Below are 2,842 nucleotides of genomic sequence, written 5' to 3'. Positions count from 1 at the left end.
GGAGGGCGCGGCCTGGGCCGTGGCCTGCCAGAAGAGCGGCGCCTGCATCGCGGCCTGCCCGGAGAACGTGAATCCCCGCGAGATGATCTTCTATGCGAAGACCCGCCTGGCTCGCGGCAGGCTCGGCCGGGAGGAGCGCGCGGCCAAGAGCCAGAATTTCTACCGCAACGTGAGCCGGACGATTCGCCTGATCGCCAGCCTGCAGACCGACCCCGAGCTTTACCGGCGCCTGACCGCCGTCCACTCCGGCGCACAAAGAAGGACGCGGTGTTTTACTTCGGGTGCCACATCCTGAAGACCCCGGACATCCTCTTTGCCTGCATGGATGTTTTCGAGCGGATGGGGCTGAATTTCGTGGTGAAGGGTGGGCTCGCGAACTGCTGCGGCATCAACCATTTCCGCACCGGGAGCCCCGAGATGGGCGCCGCGCTCGGCTCCAGCTCCCTGCGGCAGATTCAGGCCTGCGCCCCGGAGAAAGTCATCACCTTCTGCCCGACCTGCCAGATGCAGTACACCGAGTACCGTCCCCTCTACGAAGGCCCCTCGAACGAGGAGCTTCCCTTCGTCCACGTGACGCAGCACCTTGTCGAGAATCTGGAAAAATTGCGGGCCCTCTGCATTCATCCGGTGCCGAAGCGGGTGGCCCTTCACCTGCATACGGGCGGGCCGGCGGGCATCGAGGAAAACGTGAAGGCGATCCTCGCCTGCGTGCCCGGCCTCGAGGTGGTGGACATCGAGCAGCACGCGGATCACTGCTACCAGTGCCCCACGCTGGTCCTTCCCGGCGCGACGGAGGCCATGCGCGCGAAGCTCTTCGCGTCCGCCGAGGCGGCGGGCGTGGACGCCATCCTGACCATCTATCACAGCTGCCAGTTCGAGCTCTGCGGCGAGGAAAAGGCGCTCCCCCTTGTCATCGAGAATTTCATGACCATCCTCGGCCGATCGATGGGCTTCGAGTATCCCGACCAGCTGAAGGCATTCAAACTCTACGAGGATGTCGGGCGGGTGATCGATGCGGCGGAAGATTTTCTGAACGCGCGGGGGATCCGGCCCGAAAAGGTCAGGGACCAGCTTCAGGCTGCCCTCTACGGCCAGGTTTCTCCCCCGGTTTTGAAGTAGGATATCCCCACAGCCGAATTCATCTTTTTTGAGTTGCCGGTGCCCCTACTTCATCCTCCACGGGGGGTACGATGTCCTGGGTGTGCGGCAGGCGGACAAGGTCTACCAGTACGCCAAATCCAAGGGTGTTGACGTGATCCTGAAGTATCTGAGCGAAGATGAGACCGGCGCCGACCATTGCCATCATGACAACCCCACCATCGGGCAGAAGTACATGGCGGACTGGCTGGCCGGTCTCTTCGGCATCGACGAGAAGGCGCAGCTCGCGAAGACCCTCCGGCCGATTTTTTAGGGACCTACCGGCGTCATCGCGAAGGGTTATCGCGAAGGAGAGCGGAATGAGCTTTCTGATCAAAAACGGCTACATCGTCACCATGAACGCCGAAAGAGAGGTGTTCGACGGCGGCTTTATCGCGGTCGGCGAGGGCGGCGCGATCGAGGCGGTGGGGCCGGCCGGGGCGCTCCCGCACAAGGTGTACGGCGAGACCCTCGACGCGGGGGGCATGATTGTCCTTCCCGGCCTGATCAACCTCCACCAGCACCACTGGTACAACATGTTCAAGGGGCTGGCGGGGGGAATGCTGCTGGAGGACTGGATATTCAACTTCCTCCTTCCCTGCACGCGCCAGCTCACGGCGGGCGATCTGCGGGCCTCGGCGGCCCTCGCGGCGCTTGAGATGATCCGCACCGGCACGACCTGCTGCCTCAACCATTCGGTGACAACGACCATGGCCGAGGAGGTGGCCGCCACCATCGAGCCGATGGCGGCGTTCGGCTTCCGCCAGATTTTCGGCAAAGATTTTAGGTGTAAAACCCCGGCCAATCCCGATCATCCCCACACGGCGGAGGCGGCGCGCGATCACATCTCCGATCTCGTTGACAAGTGGCACGGCGCCCACGGCGGCCTGACCCGGATGGCGCTCGCCATCGAGTCGAATTCCCACTGGGTGGCCGCGGGGATGAGTTCCGAAGAACTCATCGAGACGGGCTACCGGCTCGCCTGCGAGAAAGACCTTCGCATCACGGCCCACATCGCGGGCGGCACGTTATCTCTCGAGTATGGGTATTTGAAGTATTACCGCGAGACGGGGCGGAGCGATGTCATGTACATCATGCAGCTGGGTCATCTCGATGATCGCTGGCTCCTCATGCACTGCATCAACGTGAACGAAACCGACATCAAGCTCATGGCGGAGGCGGGCTGCCACGCCGTCTACACCCCGACGAGCGAGTCCATGCGCGGCGGGGGCATCGGCCCCTGGGTGAACATGTACCGGGCGGGCATCAATACCGCGCTGGGCACCGACGGCCCGATGGTGGACTACTCGGTCGACATGGTGGAACAGATGAAAGTCTGCACCTACATGCAGAACGTCAAGCATCTGGACCCCACCGTCATGTCGGCAGAGCGCGCGCTCGAGATGGCGACGATCAACGCGGCGCGGGCGCTCGGCATGGAGAAGGAGATCGGCTCGCTCGAGCCCGGCAAGCGGGCGGACGTGGCGGTGTTCGACATGGCGGGCCCGCACGTGCAGGTCATCCACAAGCCCATCACGAATTTCATCTGCTGCGGAAGGGGCGCCGACGCCCACACCGTCCTCATTGACGGGAAGCCGGTGCTCCGCGCGGGCGAGCTGGTGACCTGCCCGGATGTGGATGCGGTGATTCAAGAGGCCACGGCGCGCGGCCGCGCCATCGCGAAAAAGACCGGCCTGGATGCGCG

The 2,842-nt window shown here is 63.7% G+C and carries 4 protein-coding genes; all 4 read left to right on the top strand.

The window, feature by feature from the left end; translation table 11 throughout:
* On the top strand, window positions 1-295 hold a 295-nt coding region (locus O2807_14235; protein MDA1001661.1), incomplete at its 5' end, for a hypothetical protein.
* Entirely contained in the window at window positions 268-1,119 is an 852-nt protein-coding gene (locus O2807_14230; GenBank protein ID MDA1001660.1) for a (Fe-S)-binding protein, read from the top strand. The genes O2807_14235 and O2807_14230, both read left to right, overlap by 28 nt.
* 28 nt (window positions 1,120-1,147) lie before the next feature.
* Entirely contained in the window at window positions 1,148-1,411 is a 264-nt protein-coding gene (locus tag O2807_14225; GenBank protein ID MDA1001659.1) for a hypothetical protein, read from the top strand.
* A gap of 46 nt (window positions 1,412-1,457) precedes the next feature.
* The coding region (locus tag O2807_14220; protein ID MDA1001658.1) for an amidohydrolase family protein at window positions 1,458-2,842 on the top strand (1,385 nt) is incomplete at its 3' end.

It is taken from the genome of bacterium, assembly GCA_027622355.1.
Taxonomy (GTDB): Bacteria; UBA8248; UBA8248; order UBA8248; family UBA8248; genus JAQBZT01.
The sequence above is the reverse complement of the archived record's forward strand: the minus strand, read 5'-3'. Positions and strand labels throughout refer to the sequence as shown.